This window comes from Bradyrhizobium sp. USDA 4538, assembly GCF_024171045.1.
Taxonomy (GTDB): Bacteria; Pseudomonadota; Alphaproteobacteria; order Rhizobiales; family Xanthobacteraceae; genus Bradyrhizobium; species Bradyrhizobium australafricanum.
This window is the reverse complement of sequence record NZ_JALJZE010000001.1, coordinates 2,799,226-2,815,916: the sequence shown is the minus strand read 5'-3', so window position 1 is coordinate 2,815,916 and position 16,691 is coordinate 2,799,226. Positions and strand designations below refer to the sequence as shown.

Annotated in this window: 14 protein-coding genes; 10 read left to right on the top strand and 4 right to left on the bottom strand. The window is 65.6% G+C overall.

The genetic code is table 11. The annotated features are described in order from the left end of the window. Positions 1-96: 96 nt before the first annotated feature. On the bottom strand, positions 97-2,259 hold the full coding sequence (locus J2R78_RS12490; protein ID WP_253604671.1) for a malate synthase G: 2,163 nt from the start codon (positions 2,257-2,259) through the stop codon (positions 97-99). Positions 2,260-2,465: 206 nt separating this feature from the next. After that, on the bottom strand, positions 2,466-3,713 hold the full coding sequence (locus J2R78_RS12485; RefSeq protein WP_253604669.1) for an MFS transporter: 1,248 nt from the start codon (positions 3,711-3,713) through the stop codon (positions 2,466-2,468). A gap of 79 nt (positions 3,714-3,792) precedes the next feature. Between J2R78_RS12485 and J2R78_RS12480 the strand changes: the two genes are divergently transcribed. Further along, complete coding sequence (locus J2R78_RS12480) at positions 3,793-4,791, top strand: AraC family transcriptional regulator (RefSeq protein WP_253604667.1); 999 nt, start codon at positions 3,793-3,795, stop codon at positions 4,789-4,791. A 127-nt stretch (positions 4,792-4,918) separates the two neighbouring features. On the opposite strand, the gene cysC is transcribed toward J2R78_RS12480, so the two are convergent. Continuing rightward, positions 4,919-6,838 carry an adenylyl-sulfate kinase gene (gene cysC / locus J2R78_RS12475; protein ID WP_253604665.1) on the bottom strand — a complete coding sequence of 640 codons (1,920 nt, stop codon included), beginning with the start codon at positions 6,836-6,838 and terminating at the stop codon, positions 4,919-4,921. 41 nt (positions 6,839-6,879) lie between these two features. Beyond that, positions 6,880-7,674: a sulfate adenylyltransferase subunit CysD gene (gene cysD / locus J2R78_RS12470; RefSeq protein ID WP_038386140.1), complete on the bottom strand. Its 795-nt coding sequence runs from the start codon at positions 7,672-7,674 to the stop codon at positions 6,880-6,882. Between the two features lie 247 nt (positions 7,675-7,921). On the opposite strand from cysD, the gene cysG reads away from it, so the two are divergent. The 9 genes from cysG (at position 7,922) to J2R78_RS12425 (ending at position 16,672) form a co-directional block, all read left to right on the top strand. Next, positions 7,922-9,373 (top strand): siroheme synthase CysG, encoded by a 1,452-nt coding sequence (gene cysG / locus J2R78_RS12465; protein WP_253604662.1) that lies wholly within the window; start codon positions 7,922-7,924, stop codon positions 9,371-9,373. Continuing rightward, complete coding sequence (locus J2R78_RS12460; protein WP_028334721.1) at positions 9,370-9,687, top strand: DUF2849 domain-containing protein; 318 nt, start codon at positions 9,370-9,372, stop codon at positions 9,685-9,687. The genes cysG and J2R78_RS12460 overlap by 4 nt, the downstream gene beginning before the upstream one ends. A gap of 12 nt (positions 9,688-9,699) precedes the next feature. Continuing rightward, positions 9,700-11,355: a nitrite/sulfite reductase gene (locus J2R78_RS12455; RefSeq protein WP_057016151.1), complete on the top strand. Its 1,656-nt coding sequence runs from the start codon at positions 9,700-9,702 to the stop codon at positions 11,353-11,355. Continuing rightward, a complete protein-coding gene (locus tag J2R78_RS12450; RefSeq protein ID WP_016845212.1) occupies positions 11,342-11,857 on the top strand; it encodes a DUF934 domain-containing protein in 516 nt (171 codons plus the stop codon). Before J2R78_RS12455 ends, J2R78_RS12450 begins: the two co-directional genes overlap by 14 nt. Further along, a complete protein-coding gene (locus tag J2R78_RS12445; protein WP_253604660.1) occupies positions 11,854-12,582 on the top strand; it encodes a phosphoadenylyl-sulfate reductase in 729 nt (242 codons plus the stop codon). Before J2R78_RS12450 ends, J2R78_RS12445 begins: the two co-directional genes overlap by 4 nt. Before the next feature lie 231 nt (positions 12,583-12,813). After that, the gene (locus tag J2R78_RS12440) at positions 12,814-13,803 is read left to right on the top strand and encodes a sulfate ABC transporter substrate-binding protein (protein WP_253604658.1); all 990 of its coding nucleotides are present in this window, start codon (positions 12,814-12,816) and stop codon (positions 13,801-13,803) included. A gap of 50 nt (positions 13,804-13,853) precedes the next feature. Beyond that, on the top strand, positions 13,854-14,660 hold the full coding sequence (gene cysT, locus J2R78_RS12435; protein WP_028334726.1) for a sulfate ABC transporter permease subunit CysT: 807 nt from the start codon (positions 13,854-13,856) through the stop codon (positions 14,658-14,660). A gap of 10 nt (positions 14,661-14,670) precedes the next feature. Further along, on the top strand, positions 14,671-15,633 hold the full coding sequence (gene cysW / locus J2R78_RS12430; RefSeq protein ID WP_253604656.1) for a sulfate ABC transporter permease subunit CysW: 963 nt from the start codon (positions 14,671-14,673) through the stop codon (positions 15,631-15,633). Next, entirely contained in the window at positions 15,623-16,672 is a 1,050-nt protein-coding gene (locus J2R78_RS12425) for a sulfate/molybdate ABC transporter ATP-binding protein (protein ID WP_028342240.1), read from the top strand. Before cysW ends, J2R78_RS12425 begins: the two co-directional genes overlap by 11 nt. Positions 16,673-16,691 lie beyond the last annotated feature (19 nt).

The following is a 16,691-nucleotide window of genomic DNA, read 5'->3' as shown; positions in this document are numbered from 1 at the left end:
ATCGCGTCCGGCTCTTCCCGGCGTTACTTGCGGCGCCAACAAAAAAGCCCCGGCTTATCGCCGGGGCTTTTGCTTGTCGTTGCGATCGCTTGCAGATCAGCCCGCGGCCTTGGCCTCGCGGCGGCGCGCGGTGAGGATGTATTCGGTGTAGCCGTTCGGCTGCGTGCGGCCCTCGAAGATCAGGTCGCAGGCGGCCTTGAAGGCCACGCCATCGAACGCGGGCGCCATCGGCTTGTAGAGCGAATCGCCGGCGTTCTGCTTGTCGACGACGACGGCCATGCGCTTCAGCGACTCCATCACCTGGTCCCTGCTGATGACGCCCTGATGCAGCCAGTTCGCGAGGTGCTGGCTCGAGATGCGCAGCGTGGCGCGGTCCTCCATCAGGCCGACATCGTGGATGTCGGGCACCTTGGAGCAGCCGACGCCCTGGTCGATCCAGCGCACGACGTAGCCCAGGATGCCCTGGCAGTTGTTGTCGATCTCCTGCTTCACATCGTCGGGCGCCCAGTTCGACTGCGACACCGGGATGGTGAGGATGTCGGAGAGCTTTGCGCGCGGCCCGCCCTTGGCGAGCTCCTGCTGCCGGGCGATCACGTTGACCTGGTGATAGTGCAGTGCGTGCAGCGTCGCCGCGGTCGGCGACGGCACCCAGGCGGTGGTGGCGCCGGCCTGCGGGTGGCCGATCTTCTGCGCCAGCATGTCGGCCATCTTGTCGGGCGCGGCCCACATGCCCTTGCCGATCTGGGCATGGCCGGGCAGGCCGTCGATCAGGCCGTTGTCGACGTTCCAGTCCTCATAGGCCTTGATCCACGGCTGCGCCTTCATGTCGTTCTTGCGGATCATCGGACCCGCTTCCATCGAGGTGTGGATCTCGTCGCCGGTACGGTCGAGGAAGCCGGTGTTGATGAACATGATGCGCTTGGAGGCGCGCTGGATGCAGGCCTTGAGGTTGACCGTGGTGCGGCGCTCCTCGTCCATGATGCCGACCTTCAGCGTGTTCTCCGGCAGGCCCAGCATCTTCTCGACCTCGGCGAACAGGTCGCAGGTCAGCGTCACCTCGTCGGGGCCGTGCATCTTCGGCTTGACGACATAGGCCGAGCCGGTGCGGCTGTTCTTGACCTTGGAATTGCCCTTGAGGTCGTGGATCGCGAGCAGGCCGGCGACCGCGGCATCCAGGATGCCTTCCGGGATTTCCTCACCCTTGGCGCCGAGCACGGCGTCGGTGAACATGTGGTGGCCGACATTGCGCATCAATAGCAGGCTGCGGCCGTGCAGCTTCAGCTCGCTGCCGTCGGGCCTCTTGTAGACGCGGTCGGCATTGAGCGAGCGGGTCAGCGTCTTGCCGCCCTTCTCGAAATCGGCCGACAGCGTGCCGTTCATCAGGCCGAGCGTGTTGCGATAGACCAGCACCTTGTCCTCGGCGTCGACGGCAGCGACCGAGTCTTCCATGTCGAGAATGGTGGAGACCGCCGATTCCAGGATCATGTCGGCGACGCCGGCCGGGTCATCCTTGCCGATCACGTTGTTGCGGTCGATCTTGACCTCGACATGCATGCCGTTGTTGACGAGCAGGATCGCGGAAGGCTGGGCGGCGTCGCCCTGATAGCCGGCGAACTGGGCGGCATTCTTCAGCGCGGTCGAGTTGCCGCTCTTCAGCTTGACCGAGAGCTGGCCCGCGATCACGGCGTAGGAGGTGACGTCGGTGTGGCTTCCGGTCGCGAGCGGCACGGCGGCATCGAGGAACGCCTTCGCCTTCGCGATCACCTTGTCGCCGCGGGCCTTGTTGTAGCCACGGCCAGCCTCGCTCGGATCGTGCGGGATCGCGTCGGTGCCGTAGAACGCGTCGTACAGCGAACCCCAGCGCGCGTTGGCGGCGTTCAGCGCGTAGCGGGCGTTGGTGAGCGGCACCACCAGCTGCGGGCCGCAGATCTTGCCGATTTCCTCATCGACATTTGATGTCTCGACCTTGTGGGTCGCGGGCTCGGGCAGCAGGTAGCCGATGTCCTTGAGGAACGCGGTGTAGGCGTTGATGTCGAACGCCTTGCCCCTGTTGGCGCGATGCCAGTCGTCGATCTTGGCCTGCAGCGTGTCGCGGACCGCGAGCAACTCGCGGTTCTTCGGTCCGAGCTTCTGGATGATGGCGGCAAGTCCGGCCCAGAACGCATCCGGGGCGATCCCGGTTTTCGGCGTCGCCTCCTTGGCGATGAAATCGAACAGGACAGGGGCGATCTTCAATCCATGGGCATCGACACGAGTCATGATGGGCTTTCTCAAAGAAATGGGGCGTTTAGGAGCTGTTTTCGAAAGAAATCAGCAAAAAACGCGCCAAAGGGCCGCGTTCACGGCCCTTTTAGCCCTAAAGTCCCGGCTCTGAGAAGGCCCCCTTTCCGGCCCCACGCTACACCGTCACCCGGGCGGCGACCCCGAATTTTCCAAACGCCAGGGTCCGCGCCCGGAAAGGCCCGTCAGGGCGCCCTGGTGCGTACCTTGCTGGCGATGAGCAATGCAGCGAGCACCAGGGGAATTGCGCCCGCTACGAACACAGCGGCTGCGCCCATCAGATCAAGCACCAGCCCGCCGCCGGCCGCGCCCATGGTGATGCCGAGGAAGATCGACGCCACGGTCAGTCCGGTCCCGCTCTCGGTCTCGTCGGGCACCATGCGGGTGATCCATGTCGTGGTCGCGACCGGTACGCCGCTGAAGGCGAAGCCCCAGAGTGCGACCAGCACCAGAGCCGGAATGACGTCCTTGCCAAAGACCGAGAGCAACAGACCGATCACGCTGATCGCCAGCGGCATCGCGATCAGCGTGAGCTTGAGTTTGCGCTCGGCCATCAGCCCGCTCGCGAACGAGCCGAGGTAGTTGGCGACGCCGAAGGCAAGCAAGGTCGCCGCAACTCCGGCGGCGCCCAGCCCGGTCACGCTCTCGAGGAATGGACGGATATAGCCGAAATAGCCGAAGTGTCCGGTGAAGACCAACGTTGCCGCCAAGATGCCGGCGCCGATCCCCGGCCGTGTCAGGATGTCGATCAGGGTGTCGAGCCCGGCCTCTCCCCTTGGGGCCAAACGCGGCAGAGCGAGTGCCTGGATGACGAATACCGCTGCGCCCAATGCCGTCGCGAGCAGGAACACGGAGCGCCAGCTCGCCACCTCGCCGAGATAGCTGCCGAGCGGAACGGCAATGATCATCGCGGCGGGAATGCCGCTCATCACGATCGACAAGGCCCGGGCAACCAGCGACGGCGGTACCAGCCTGATCGTCGTCGCTGCCGCCATCGCCCAAAACCCGCCGATGGCAAGGCCGAGCACGATCCGCGCCGCCAGCAGGAACGTGATGCTCGGCGCCAGCGCCACCAGCAGATTGGAGATCACCAGGAGAATCGAAAAGCTGAGCAGCACCGGCTTTCGATTGAACCTGCGCGTCAGTGTCGGCGTGAACAATGCTCCGACCAGCCCGGCCAGCGAGGTCGCGGTCACGGCCTGACCGGCGAGGCCCGGACTCACACCGAGATCGCGCGCCATCGGCGTCAACAGACCGGACGGCAGGAACTCGGCCGTCAGAAGTGCGGTGACGCCCAGCATCATGGCCGCGACGGCGCCCCAAGCGGGCCTTTCCGGTGAGGCCGGCTTGTCACCAACCTTGAGCGCGGCGTCGCCCGGCATCAGCGCAACGGCATCGGCGTGCGCCAGAGCGGGGTCCACTTCTTGATCCATTGGCCGAACCTTCCATCTATGTTGCACCGCCGCAGACATAGGCTGGAGGTTTTGGACGATCTATGCCATAAACGCTTCAATGTTTGATCATTCGTCCAGATCGTCCACCGCCGATACGACCGACGCCGCCGTCGATCTGGTGAGCGAGTTGCTGCTCGGCATGCGGCTTGAGGGCGTTCACTACCGTCGGGTCGAGACGCGGGCGCCCTTCGGGTTTCGGTTCGAAACGCCGTACGGACGCGCGCAATTCCACTTCGTTGCACATGGCACGGCACTTCTGCGCTATGCCGATGCGACGCTGCTTCCCCTTGGATGCGGTGACGCGATTTTCCTGCCGCGCGGCGGCGCGCATGATCTTGTCTCGGCCCCGGATGAGCCGAGTTGCGACGTCGAGCGTTTCAAGACCGAGACGCTATGCGGCAATGTCGATGTGACATCGGCCTGCCCTGAAGGATGCCCGCAGGACGAGTCGGTCCTGGTCTTCAGCGCCTGCATGAATTTCGATCTTGGCGGCATGCGCCCGCTGATCGCGCTGATGCCGGAAGTGATGCGGGCCGACACCTTGCTTGCGCGCCAGCCGGAAATCGAACCGATGCTGAAGGCCATGGAGCGGGAGACCTGCACGCCGCGGGCCGGCTCCGTCGGCGTGATGGCGCGGCTCGCCGATGTGCTCGCCGCGTCGATCGTGCGTGGCTGGGTCGAATGCGGCGGCGATAACGCCATGGGCTGGTTCGAGGCCTTGCGTGATCCGCGTCTCGGCCGCGCGATCGGCGCGCTGCATCGCGAGCCCGGCCGCAACTGGACTGTTGCTGAATTGGCGGCGGAGGCGGGTTGCTCGCGTTCGCTGTTCGCCGAGCGCTTCCAGGCCATGACCGGGCAATCGCCGCTGCGCTATCTTGCCGAGCTGCGCATGCGTCTCGCGACACAGTGGATCAAGCATGAACGCCAGCCGATCGATGTGATCGCGCAGCGGCTTGGCTATGCGTCACAGGCGGCGTTCAGCCGCGCGTTCAAGCGTGTCACCGGGCAATCGCCGGGGATGGTACGGCACGGGGCCGAAAGCCGCGCGGCGGAATAGGCCTCAATACCGCCGTCATGCCCCGCTTCAAGCGGGGCATCCAGTACGCCGCGGCCTATCGGCTCAATAATTGCTGTCTCTGGAATACTGGATCGCCCGGACAAGCCGGCGATGACAGCAAGAGAAGCTAAATATTCGCCGCGAGGTCGGTCAGTTCGTCGAACAGGATGCCAGTCGTGGCCAGCATCCGCTCGATCTCGTCGGTGGCATCGCTGACCGAGCGGTTTGAGGTGTCGATGGTCAGTTCGTTGCCGGTCGGCGGCTGGTAGTCATTGGTGATGCCGGTGAAAGACGGCAATCCGCCGGAGCGGGCCTTGGCGTAATGGCCCTTCGGATCGCGGGTCTCGCAGACTTCGGCCGGCGTCGCGACATAGATTTCGCGGAACGCGCTGTCGGCGATGCGGCGAGCTGCCGCACGGTCGGAGGTCGATGGCGACACCGCGGCGACGATGGCGATATGGCCGTTGCGCGCCAGATGGGTCGCGACTTCGGCGAGGCGGCGGATGTTTTCAGCGCGGTCCTGCGGCGAGAAGCCGAGATCGCCGTTCAGCCCGGCACGCAGCGTGTCGCCATCGAGCAGGATCGGCGAGCCGCCATTGCCGAACAGGCGCCGTTCCAGCGCCCGCGCCAGGGTCGACTTGCCCGAGCCGGGCAGGCCGGTCAGCCAGATCACTGCGCCGTTGTGGTGGTAGCGTGCCGAGCGCTCGTCCGGCCGCAGCGCGGACTCCACCGGCACGATATCGACCGGCACCGCCGGCCGGCCGGCGTCGACCGACAGCACGAGACCGCCGCCGGCGATACGGCCGTTGACCTCGATCACGAGGCGGCCGGTGCGCGGATTGTCGGTGTAGGGATCGGTTGCAACCGGCTGCGCCAGCGAGATGTCGATCTCGCCGACATGGTTGCGCGCGATCGCGGTGTTCTCTTCGTTGGACAGCGCGCCGGGATCGACCGCCTTCTCGATCGCGACCACGGTGGCGCGGCTTTCCTTGGTGCCGAGCCGGATCAGGATCTGCTCGCCCTTGGTCAGCGGCTTGTCGTGCAGCCAGAAGATCCGGGCGCGGATGCGGCGGGTGTCGCGCGGGCTTTGCCCGGAATGTCCGATGATGTCGCCGCGCTCGAGGAACAGCTCGCGGTCGAGCGTGATGCCGACCGAGCGGCCGGCGCCCTGCGGGGCGCCCACCGGCGTCACCGGCCAGCTCTCGACGGTCTTGATCTGCGCGATCTTGCCGGTCGGCATGATCACGATCTCGTCGCCGGCCTTCAGGCTGCCGGACTCGATGCGGCCCGCCACGATGCGGCGGTCGTCGAACTTGTAGATCGCCTGCACCGGCAGCCGCAGCGGCAGCTCGGCCAGCGGGCGTGCCGGCTCGAGCGCATCGAGCGCCTCGACCACGGTCGGTCCCTTGTACCAGTCGATCCGCGCCGTGCGCTCGGCAACGCCGTCGCCGTCGCGCGCCGAGATCGGGATCACCGCCGTGGGCGTGACGCCGAGGCCGATCAGATGCGCGGAAATCTCGTCGCTGATCTCCTTGAAGCGGTCGGCGCTGAACTCGACGCGGTCCATCTTGTTGACCACGACCGCGACCTGCTTCACGCCGAGCAGATGCAGGAGATAGCCGTGCCGCCTGGTCTGGTCGCGCACGCCTTCCAGCGCATCGATGATCAGCACCGCGCCGTCGGCCTGCGAGGCGCCGGTGATCATGTTGCGCAAGAACTCTGCGTGGCCGGGCGCGTCGATCAGCACGACGTCGCGCGAGCGGGTGCGGAAGCGGATCTGGGTGGTGTCGATGGTGATGCCCTGGTCGCGCTCGGTCTGCAGCGCATCGAGCAGGAACGACCACTCGAACGGCATGCCGCGCCGCGCGCTCACCGCCTTCAGCATTTCCAGCTTGCCGTCCGGCAGGCTGCCGGTCTCATGCAGCAGGCGCCCGACCAGCGTCGACTTGCCGTGATCGACGTGGCCGACGATGACGATGCGCACCTGCGGCCGCGTCGTGCCGTTGGGCGTTGCCGAGATCGAGGCAGTGGGAAGGATCATGTTCATCGGAACGCTCGCACGAAGCTTGGTGTTGCTTGAAGTGTTGATCAGAGATAGCCGGCGACGCGCAGCCGCTCGAACGCATCCTCGGTCTCGTGGTCGAGCGCGCGGCCGGCGCGCTCCGGGACCTTGGTGCCGTCGAGCTCGGTGAGAATCTCGTCTATGTTGGAGGCGGTGGAGGCGACCGGGAAGGTGATGTCGGCATCACCCAGCGAGCGGTAGCGCTTGCCGTCCTTGGCGAGATAGAGCGGGATGATCGGAATGCCTTCGCGCTTGGTGTAGGCCCAGATGTCGGCCTCGGTCCAATGCAGGATCGGATGGATGCGCAAATGCGCGCCCTGCGGCGGCGAGGCGTTGAACTGGTCCCAGAACTCCGGCGGCTGGTCGCGGACGTCCCATTCGCCTTCGAGGCCGCGCGGCGAGAACACGCGCTCCTTGGCGCGGGTGGCCTCTTCGTCGCGGCGGATGCCGGCAATCAATCCGTCAAAGCCGAACTTGTTGAGCGCGAGCTTCAGGCCCTCGGTCTTGCGCGCGGCGGAACGTGCGGCCGGCGGCAGGGTCGGGTCGACGCTGTCGATCGGCGGGCAGGGCTCGACGCGCAGGTCGAGATCCCACTCCTTTCCGAAGCGGTCGCGGAACGCGTACATCTCCGGAAATTTCTTGCCAGTGTCGACGTGCAATGCCGGGAACGGGACGCGGCCGAAGAACGCCTTGCGCGCCAGCCAGATCATCACGTTGGAATCCTTGCCGAGCGACCACAGCAACGCGAGCTTTTTCAGCCGGGCGAACGCTTCGCGCAGAATGTAGATGCTCTGCGCCTCCAGCTCGTCGAGATGATCCATCGACGGAGGCGCCTGATTGGCGGGAATCCCCGGCACGGAAGATGCATTGCTAAGCGCTGCGGACCGCGTCCTGGCGGCGACGGATTCGTTGTCGAGAAGATGCATCTCTTGGCCTTGGCCTGTGGAGTTGAAAATTCTAAAGTTGCGCTGCAATAGAGAAGAAATAATTTTCTCTTTGCTGGCCTTGATCGAGAGATAAATAGAAAATAATTTCAGTCAACCCCCAAGTTGGGGAAGCGAGTGTCTGATGCGATATCTGCCGGTGTTTCTGGATCTGCAAAGCGGCAAGGTGCTGCTCGTTGGAGCGGGCGACCTCGCGCGCGCCAAGCTGCGGCTGCTCGCAGCCGCCGGCGCCGCAGTGCGCTGGTACGCGACCGACGGCGATCATGACATTGCCGGTCTTGCGGCGGAGGACGCCGCGCGGATCGAGCGCGCCGAAGGCGATCCGCTCGCCTCCGATCTCTCCGATGTCATCGCCGTCCTCTGTGCCGGCGCAGGCGAGATCGGTGTTGCGATGTCGGTGCGCGCCAAGGCGATCGGCCTGCCGGTCAACGTGATGGACGACCTCGTACATTCCACCTTCATCATGCCGGCGATCGTCGATCGCGGCGATGTCGTGGTCGCGGTCGGCACCGGCGGCACGTCGCCGGTGGTCGCGCGCCGCATCCGCGAGAAGATCGAGGCGGTGCTGCCGGCGCGGATCGGCGATCTCGCCGGCTTCATCGGCGGCGTCCGCAAATCGATCCACGCCCGCATCGAGGAGTTTCCGCTGCGCCGCCGCTTCTGGGAGCGCATCGTCGACGGCTCGATCGGCGCGCTGGTGCTGGCCGGCCGCAAGGACGAGGCCGAGCAGGCGCTGAACGCGATCACCGATCCCGCCGCATTCGCCGGCGCGAGCGCGGAAGGCAAAGCCATCGGCCACGTGACGCTGGTCGGCGCCGGTCCCGGCGATCCGGATCTGCTCACGGTGAAGGCGTTGCGCGCGCTGCAGGATGCCGACGTCGTGTTCTATGACGAATTGGTGTCGTCCGAAATTCTCGACCGCATCCGGCGCGATGCGACGCGGATCCCGGTCGGCCGCCGTGTCGGCAAGCCCGGCATCGGCCAGGACGCCATCAATGCATTGATGATCGAGGCGGCCCAGTCCGGCCAGCGCGCGGTGCGGCTGAAGGGCGGCGATCCCTTTATCTTCGGTCGCGGCGGCGAGGAAATCGAGGCGCTGCGTGACGCCGGCGTCGCTTACTCCATCATTCCGGGCGTCTCTGCCGGTCTGGGCGCGGCCGCGCAATTCGAAGTGCCGCTGACCTTCAGGCACGAGGCGCTGCGTATCACCTTCCTCACCGCTCACAAGGCGCGCGATGCCGAGGTCGTCGACTGGTCGGTGCTGACCGACAAGAAGATGACCGTCGTCGTCTATATGGGCATGACCGCGGCGCCCTCGATCCGCGAAGGCATGCTTGCCGCGGGCCGCTCGCCGGAGACGCCGGTCGGCGTGTTCGCGCGCGTGACGCGGCCGGATGCCAAGGCCGCGGTCGGCACGCTGGCGCGGCTGCCCGAACTGGTCAAACAGGTCGGTGGCGGTCCCGCCATTCTCATCATCGGCGACGTGGTCGCGCATTCCGCGCCGTGGAGCCGGTCCAACGTCACCCAACTCTTCTCCAACCAGATGTTCTCCGAACTGCTGAAAGCTGCCGAATGACCTCTCCGCTTGAACAGAAGAAAATCAGGATCACGGGCCCCTCGGTGGTGACCGCCAACCGCACTTGGGATGGTGCCGTGGTGTACCGGACCGCCAAGCAAGGCTGGTCCACCGAACTGTCCGATTCCGCTGTCGTCAGTACCTCCGACGACGCGCGCGCTCTCTTGGCCGAAGCCACCGCCGACGATGTCGGCGCGGTCGGCCCCTACATCGCGCCGGTCGAGCTCAAGGACGGCGGCAAGCTCAAGCCGGGCAATCTTCGCGAACATATCCGCGCCAAGGGCGTCACGATCGATCTCCAGGTGCCGGCGTAAGGCTCATCCATCATGTATGCATATGACGAACTCGACCGCACGCTGATCAACGAGCGTGTTTCGGAATTCCGCGACCAGGTGAAGCGCCGCCTTTCCGGCGAGCTCACCGAGGACGAATTCAAGATCCTGCGCTTGCAGAACGGCGTGTATTTGCAGCTGCACGCCTACATGTTCCGCGTCGCGATCCCCTATGGCACGCTGTCGTCGAAGCAGCTGCGCCGGCTCGCCCATGTGGCGCGCCGCTACGACCGCGGCTACGGCCACTTCACCACGCGGCAGAACATCCAGTTCAACTGGATCAAGCTCGCCGAGCTGCCCGACGCGCTGGCCGACCTCGCCGAAGTCGGCATCCATGCGATGCAGACCTCCGGCAACAACATGCGCAATGTCACCTCGGACCAGTGGGCAGGGGTGGCGCCCGGCGAGATCGAGGATCCGCGGATCTGGTCGGAGATCCTGCGCCAGCACACCACGCTGCATCCGGAATTCTCGTTCCTGCCGCGCAAGTTCAAGATCGCGATCACCGCTTCCGAGCACGATCGCGCCGCGATCAAGATCCACGACATCGGGTTGCGGCTGCACAAGAACGCCGACGGCGAGACCGGTTTCGAGGTGCTGGTCGGCGGCGGCCTCGGCCGCACGCCGTTCATCGCCAAGACCATCAAGCCGTTCGTCCACGGCCGCGACATCCTGAGCTATGTCGAGGCGATCCTGCGCGTCTACAACCAGTACGGCCGCCGCGACAACATCTACAAGGCGCGCATCAAGATCCTGGTGCACGAGCTCGGCATCGAGAAGTTCGCCAAGGAAGTCGAGGAGGAGTGGAAGGCGATGGGCGATGTCGGGCTGACGCTCGATCACGCCGCCATCGAGGAGGTCCGCTCGCGCTTCTCCTATCCGCCTTACGAGAAGCTGCCGCACATGCCGGACGAGCTGAAGCAGGCCGCGCATGATCCGCTGTTCGAGCGCTGGCGCAAGAACTCGGTCGCGCCGCACAAGGTGCAGGGCTATTCGATCGTGACGCTGTCGCTGAAGCCGGTCGGTGGCCCTCCGGGCGATGCCACTGCCGAGCAGATGGACGCGGTCGCCGACCTCGCGGACAAATATTCGTTCGGCGAGATCCGCGTCGGCCACGAGCAGAACCTCGCGCTGCCGCACGTCGCCAAGCGCGACCTGCCGCAGCTGTTCAAGGCGCTCGATCGCCTCGGCCTCGCGACGCCGAACGTCAACCTCGTCACCGACATCATCGCGTGCCCGGGGCTGGACTACTGCTCGCTGGCCAACGCGCGTTCGATCCCGATCGCGCAGGAGCTGACGCGGCGTTTCGCCAACCACGACACCGCCGACCTGATCGGGCGGCTTCACATCAACATCTCCGGCTGCATCAATGCCTGCGGCCATCACCATGTCGGCCACATCGGCATTCTCGGCGTCGAGAAGAACGGCGAGGAATTCTACCAGATCACGATCGGCGGCCGCGCCGACGAGAACGCGCAGTTGGGCACGCTGATCGGCCCGGCCGTTCCCTATGCGGAAGTCGCCGACGTGATCGAAGACATTGTCGAAGCCTATCTCGCGCTGCGCGACCGTCCCGAGGAATTGTTCGTCGATACGGTGAAGCGTCTGGGCGTCGAGCCTATCAGGGAGCGGGTCTATGCCACTCGTTAAGCAGGGAAGAATCACCACCGATCTGTTCGTCCATGTCGCCGACGGCGCCGAGCTGCCGGGCGACGGCGCGGTGCTGGTGAGCGCCGAGCGCTTTCTCGCCGATCCGGAGGCGCTGCTGCGCCGTCCCGGCAAGCTAGGGGTGATCTGGCCGAACAACCGCAACCTCGACGATCTCGTGCCGCATCTCGATCGGCTGGCCTCGGTCGCGCTGGTGTTTCCGACCTTCCGCGACGGCCGCGCCTACAGCCAGGCGCGCCTGCTGCGCGAGCGCTACGGCTATGACGGCGAGCTGCGCGCCACCGGGCAGATCCTGCGCGACCAGTTCGTGTTCATGACGCGCGCCGGCTTCGACGCCTTCGAGGTGAAGAAGGATGCCGACGCCGACGCGTTTGCCGCGACCATGAAGCGCTATTCGGTGTTCTACCAGCCGACCGGCGACGGCCGCGTCACCGCACTCAACCGCCGCATGCAGCTGCGTCACTCGGAGAGCGCCGGCCAGTGAGCACGCTTGCACCAGGGCTCGTGGTGGCGCCGGCCGCATTGCCCGCGGCCGATGCGCTCGATCGCGCGCTGCGCACGGCTTCACCCGCCGAGGTGATCGCGGCCGCGGTCAAGACGCTCGGCCGCGAGAAGGTGGCGCTGGTGTCGTCGTTCGGCACCGAGTCCGCCGCGCTGCTCAAGGTGATGGCGGATGTCGATCCGGCGATCCCGGTGGTGTTTCTCGATACCGGCTGGCTGTTCGAGGAGACGCTGGCTTATCGTGACACGCTGATCAAGTCGCTCGGCCTCACCGACGTGCGCTCGATCAAACCCGATGAGGAAGCGCTGTCGCGCCAGGATCCGGACCGCGAGCTGTGGTTCAGCGATCCCGACGCCTGCTGCCGCATCCGCAAGGTCGAGCCGCTGGCGCGTGCGCTGAAGCCGTTCGCCGGCTGGATCAACGGCCGCAAACGCTTCCAGGGCGGCGCCCGCGCCGACATCCGGGTTGTCGAGGATGACGGCGTCAGGCTGAAATTCAATCCGTTCGCCAACGTCTCGCGCGAGGAGATCGAGGCGATCTACGCGCTCGGCAAGCTGCCGCCGCATCCACTTGTCGCATCGGGATATCAGTCGGTCGGGTGTATGCCTTGCAGCAGCCGGTCCGCTGCCGGCGAGGATGCGCGCGACGGCCGCTGGCGCGGCCGGGCCAAGACGGAATGCGGCATCCATACGATGAAGATGTCGTAAGCATGATCCCTGGCGACAAACGCGAAGCGTTTGCGTGGGGGCGCCCAATCGCGATGAGCCTTCATCGCGATTTGGCGACGCGACAAAGCCTTCGCAGTGCCGCGACTTCGTAGCACAAGCGCGCTGCGCCGCCGAAAACAAAGAAAACCGGTTTCGTTGACTTAAGACCACTTCGCCGTGAGTTATGTCTTGCGTGTTCCCTGACATTTCTCAGGTTGAATGGAGAGCGAAATGATCCGTCGTATCCTGCCGCTGGTCGCGGGATTGTTGTGGGCGAGCTCGGCCTTTGCGGCCGACTATTCGCTGCTGAATGTGTCGTACGATCCGACCCGCGAGCTCTATGTCGATTTCAACAAGGCGTTCGCCGCGGCCTATCAGAAGGAAACCGGCAAGAGCGTCGAGATCAAGCAGTCGCATGGCGGCTCCGGCTCGCAGGCGCGTTCGGTGATCGACGGATTGCAGGCCGATGTCGTCACGCTGGCGCTCGCCTTTGACATCGATGCGATCGCGGGCAAGGGCCTGATCGCGGCCGACTGGCAGAAGCGGCTGCCGCTCAACGCCTCGCCCTACACCTCGACCATCGTGTTCCTGGTGCGCAAGGGCAATCCCAAGGGCATCAAGGATTGGGACGATTTGATTAAACCCGGCGTCAGCGTCATCACACCGAACCCGAAGACCTCGGGCGGCGCGCGCTGGAATTATCTCGCCGCCTGGGGCTACGCGCAGAAGAAGTTCGGCTCCGCGGACAAGGCGAAGAAGTTCGTCGCCGATCTCTATCAGAACGTGCCGGTGCTCGACACCGGCGCGCGCGGCTCGACCGTGACCTTCGTCGAGCGCGGCGTCGGCGACGTGCTGCTTGCGTGGGAGAACGAAGCCTTTCTGGCGCTTCGCGAATTCGGCGCGGACAAGTTCGAGATCGTGGCCCCGCCGCAGTCGATCCTGGCCGAGCCGCCGGTCGCCGTGGTCGACAAGGTCGCCGACAAGAAGGGCACCCGCGCCGTGGCCGAGGCCTATCTGAAGTACTGGTACACCAAGGAAGGCCAGGAGATCGCCGCGCGCAATTCCTACCGGCCGCGCGATCCCGAGATCGCCAAGGAGTACGAAAAATCCTTCGCCAAGGTTGAACTTTTCACCATCGACGACGTTTTCGGTGGTTGGACCAAGGCCCAGAAGGAGCACTTCGCCGAGGGCGGCATCTTCGATCAGATCTACAAGAACTGATCGGATTATCAGGGGGATATGTGAGCACAGCGGTTGCACGGCGCAGTACCCTGCCGGGGTTCGGTCTCACCATGGGACTGACCCTGACATGGCTCTCCGTTATCATCCTGATTCCGCTGGCCGCGCTGTTCCTCAAGACGTTCGAGCTCAGCCTCGACCAGTTCTGGGGCATCATCACCAGCCGGCGCACCCTGAATGCCCTGAAGATTTCGTTTGGGCTTTCGTTTGCGGCCGCCTGCGTCAATCTGGTGATGGGCACCGTCATCGTCTGGGCGCTGGTGCGCTACCGCTTTCCGGGCCGGCGGCTGTTCGACGCCATCGTCGATATTCCGTTTGCCTTGCCGACGGCGGTCGCGGGCGTCGCGCTGACGCAGCTGTTCGCGCAGAAGGGCTGGCTCGGCGCGCCGCTCGCCGAGCTCGGCATCAAGGTCGCGTTCACGCCGATCGGCATCTTCATCGCGATGATCTTCATCGGCATTCCGTTCGTGGTGCGCACGGTGCAACCGGTGCTGATCGATCTCGATCCCGAGATCGAGGAAGCGGCGGCGAGCCTGGGGGCCAATCGCTGGCACACGGTGTTTCGCGTCATCCTGCCGAGCTTGATTCCGGCGCTGCTCACCGGCTTTGCGCTGGCCTTTGCCCGCGCCATCGGTGAATACGGCTCGGTGATCTTCATCGCGGGCAATCTGCCCAATGTCTCCGAGATCGCGCCGCTGTTGATCGTGATCCGGCTGTCCGAATTCCGCTACGCCGATGCCACCGCGATCGCGGTCGTGATGCTGGTGGCCTCGTTCCTGATCATCTTCCTGATCAACCGGCTGCAGCGCTGGGCGCAAGCCCGCATCCCCGTGCATTGAGGTCCTAAAGATGTCGATGCAGACGGGATTGGTGACCTCGACCACGCAACTGCGGACCTACGCGCCCGCGACCGATGTCAGCGTCGCGGCGCCGGCGCCGCGGCTCGAGATCCCGCGCGCGGAGCCGGGGACGGCGCAGCACAATTTGCGCACCGAGCCCGGCCCGATCCGCTTCATCATCATCGCGCTCGCGATCACCTTCCTCAGCGTCTTCGTCGTGCTGCCGCTGGTCGTGGTGTTTGCGTCGGCGTTCTCGAAAGGTGTCGGCGCGTATCTCGCGGCGCTGGCGGAGCCTGAGGCACTCGCCGCCATCAAGCTGACGCTCTTGATCGCCGCGATCTCGGTCACGCTCAACCTCGTGTTCGGGGTGATCGCGGCCTGGGCGATCTCGAAGTTCGAGTTCACCGGCAAGACCTTCCTTATCACGCTGATCGACCTGCCGTTCTCGGTCTCGCCGGTGATTTCGGGCCTGGTCTTCGTGCTGCTGTTCGGCGCGCAGGGCTATTTCGGGCCGTGGCTGCAGGCGCACAATGTCCACATCCTGTTCGCGGTACCCGGCATCGCGCTGGCGACGATCTTCGTCACCTTTCCCTTCGTGGCGCGCGCGCTGATCCCGCTGATGCAGGAGCAGGGCACCCAGGAAGAGGAGGCGGCGATCTCGCTCGGCGCCTCCGGCCTGCAGACCTTCTTCCGCGTCACGCTGCCCAACATCAAATGGGGCCTGCTGTACGGCGTCCTGCTCTGCAACGCGCGCGCGATGGGCGAGTTCGGCGCGGTGTCGGTCGTCTCCGGCCACATCCGTGGCGAGACCAACACGATGCCGCTGCTGGTCGAAATTCTCTACAACGAATACCAGTTCGTCGCCTCGTTCGCGATCGCATCGCTGCTCGCGATGCTGGCGCTGATCACCCTGGTGGCGAAAACCGTTCTCGAGCGGCGGCTCGACGAGGCAGAGGTGCCCGATGGCGATTGAAGTCAAGAATATCGTAAAGACGTTCGGCAGCTTTGCCGCGCTCGACAATGTCGACCTCAAGGTCGCCGACGGCGAGTTGCTGGCCCTGCTCGGTCCGTCCGGTTCCGGCAAGACGACGCTGCTGCGCATCATCGCAGGCCTGGACTGGCCCGACTCGGGCGAGGTCGCGATCGACGGCGAGAACGCGCTCTCGCGCGGCGCCAGCGAGCGCCAGGTCGGTTTCGTGTTCCAGCACTACGCGCTGTTCCGCCACATGACGGTGTTCGAGAACGTCGCCTTCGGCCTGCGCGTGCAGCCGCGCGCGATCCGCAAGGACGAGGCGACGATCCGTGCCCGCGTCAAGGAGTTGCTCGACCTGGTGCAGCTCGATTGGCTGGCCAATCGCTATCCCAGCCAATTGTCCGGCGGCCAGCGCCAGCGCATCGCGCTGGCGCGCGCGCTCGCGATCGAGCCGCGGATCCTGTTGCTCGACGAGCCGTTCGGCGCGCTCGATGCCAAGGTGCGCAAGGAGCTCAGGCAATGGCTGCGCTCGCTGCACAACGAAATCCATGTCACCTCGATCTTCGTCACCCATGACCAGGAAGAAGCGCTCGAGGTCGCCAACCGCGTCGTGGTGATGGACAAGGGCAAGATCGAGCAGATCGGCTCGCCCGGCGAGGTCTATGACAATCCGGCGACCGCCTTCGTGCACGGCTTCATCGGCGAATCCATCGTGCTGCCGGTCGACGTTGCCGGCGATGCGGTGCGGCTGGACGGCCGTCCCCTGAACATTCCGGCGCTCGGCGCGGCATCGGGCGCGGCCAAGCTGTTCGTCCGCCGCCACGACATGGCGGTCGGCCCGGCTGGAACCGGCGCCCTGGAAGGCGCCATCCGGCATGTCCGTTCGTTCGGTCCGATCCAGCGCGCCGAGGTGGCCCTGTCCGGGAGCGAGGGCAAGACCGTGATCGAGATCGACGCCCCCCGCGACCGCGAGCTCCAGGCCGGCGAAATCGTCTCGCTGCAGCCCCGCCGCTACCGGATCTTTGCCGCCCAGGAGTAGGCATCCGGGCGACGGTTCC

Bases quoted from the DNA above. Each gene is read 5' to 3' on its own strand.
- J2R78_RS12485 (WP_253604669.1), bottom strand. From the start codon at position 3,713: ATGGATCAAGAAGTGGACCCCGCTCTGGCGCACGCCGATGCCGTTGCG.
- cysG (WP_253604662.1), top strand. From the start codon at position 7,922: ATGCGATATCTGCCGGTGTTTCTGGATCTGCAAAGCGGCAAGGTGCTG.
- cysD (WP_038386140.1), bottom strand. From the start codon at position 7,674: ATGGATCATCTCGACGAGCTGGAGGCGCAGAGCATCTACATTCTGCGC.
- J2R78_RS12440 (WP_253604658.1), top strand. From the start codon at position 12,814: ATGATCCGTCGTATCCTGCCGCTGGTCGCGGGATTGTTGTGGGCGAGC.
- J2R78_RS12425 (WP_028342240.1), top strand. From the start codon at position 15,623: ATGGCGATTGAAGTCAAGAATATCGTAAAGACGTTCGGCAGCTTTGCC.
- J2R78_RS12455 (WP_057016151.1), top strand. From the start codon at position 9,700: ATGTATGCATATGACGAACTCGACCGCACGCTGATCAACGAGCGTGTT.
- J2R78_RS12450 (WP_016845212.1), top strand. From the start codon at position 11,342: ATGCCACTCGTTAAGCAGGGAAGAATCACCACCGATCTGTTCGTCCAT.
- J2R78_RS12480 (WP_253604667.1), top strand. From the start codon at position 3,793: ATGTTTGATCATTCGTCCAGATCGTCCACCGCCGATACGACCGACGCC.
- cysC (WP_253604665.1), bottom strand. From the start codon at position 6,838: ATGAACATGATCCTTCCCACTGCCTCGATCTCGGCAACGCCCAACGGC.
- J2R78_RS12490 (WP_253604671.1), bottom strand. From the start codon at position 2,259: ATGACTCGTGTCGATGCCCATGGATTGAAGATCGCCCCTGTCCTGTTC.
- J2R78_RS12460 (WP_028334721.1), top strand. From the start codon at position 9,370: ATGACCTCTCCGCTTGAACAGAAGAAAATCAGGATCACGGGCCCCTCG.
- cysW (WP_253604656.1), top strand. From the start codon at position 14,671: ATGTCGATGCAGACGGGATTGGTGACCTCGACCACGCAACTGCGGACC.